Here is a 1,192-nt window from a genome sequence, read left to right as displayed (position 1 = left end):
TGTCCACTTCCCCTAAACTGAGACAGACATAATTAGAGTTTTCTGCAATGATTAATGCAGGAGACGACTATGAAAAAATCACGATATACAGAATCTCAGATTATTGGGGTGTTAAAAGAAGTTGATGCAGGTATGAAGGTTGAGGAAGTCTGCCGTCAACACGGTATCAGCAGCGCAACCTATTACAATTGGAAGTCCAAGTACGGCGGCATGGAAGCGTCTGACGTCAAACGATTGAAAGATCTTGAAGAAGAAAATGCCAAGCTTAAAAAGATGTTTGCAGATGTCAGCTTAGAAAATAATGCCATTAAGGAGCTTGTCGCAAAAAAGGGTTGGTGACAGCAGAGAAACGAGAGTGCGTCAGCATCCTAGTTGATGCGGGACTAAGTATCGTAAAGGCCTGTCTGTTTGTTGGTATTGGCCGTGCGACCTTTTATCGTCCAGAGAGAGACTGGCGCAAAACGGATGCTGCTGTCATTGATGCCATCAATGCGGTTTTGGAGAAGTCGCCACGAGCGGGCTTCTGGAAGTGTTTTGGCCGAATGCGGTTCAAAGGCTTTCCCTTCAACCACAAGCGCGTCTATCGTGTTTACTGCCAAATGGGATTGAACCTGCGGCGCAGAACTAAACGGGTACTGCCCAAGCGAATAGCCCAGCCACTGGAAGTGCTGGATCAGGCTAATCATCAATGGGCGTTGGACTTTATGCATGACACGTTATATTGCGGTAAACGGTTCAGAACACTGAATGTGGTGGATGAAGGCACGAGGGAATGCCTTGCTATAGAGGTCGATACGTCCTTGCCCGCTGGCCGTGTCGTACGCGTATTAGAACAACTTAAGGCTGAGCGTGGATTACCAACTCAGCTGCGTATGGATAATGGCCCAGAGCTAATTTCGGCGACGCTAACAGATTGGTGTGAAACCAATAATATTGAACTGGTATATATCCAGCCAGGTAAGCCACAGCAAAATGGCTTTGTTGAACGCTTTAACGGTTCATTCCGCAGAGAGTTTCTGGATGCTTACTTGTTTGAAAATCTCAATCAAGTAAGAGAAATGGCCTGGTTCTGGCGACTGGATTATAACGAAGAAAGAACACATGAAAGTCTCGGTAACCTGCCTCCGGCAGCTTACCGAGAAAAACTGGAAAACTCTAGTTTAGAACTGTGTCATTAATGGGGAAGTGGACA

At 46.2% G+C, this 1,192-nt stretch carries 1 protein-coding gene; it reads left to right on the top strand.

What is annotated here, in order from left to right; translation table 11 throughout:
* Positions 1–69 precede the first annotated feature (69 nt).
* Positions 70–1,178, top strand: a protein-coding gene (locus tag GTW09_RS17350; protein WP_163112880.1) for an IS3 family transposase whose coding sequence is annotated in 2 segments (ribosomal slippage) — positions 70–322 and positions 322–1,178 — 1,110 coding nt in all. Because the reading frame shifts where the segments join, the coding sequence is not laid out codon by codon here.
* The last annotated feature ends 14 nt before the right edge of the window (positions 1,179–1,192 follow it).

Origin of the sequence: Alteromonas hispanica, from assembly GCF_010500915.1 — a bacterium.
Taxonomy (GTDB): domain Bacteria; phylum Pseudomonadota; class Gammaproteobacteria; order Enterobacterales; family Alteromonadaceae; genus Alteromonas; species Alteromonas hispanica.
This window is presented reverse-complemented; position numbering and strand designations above follow the sequence as displayed.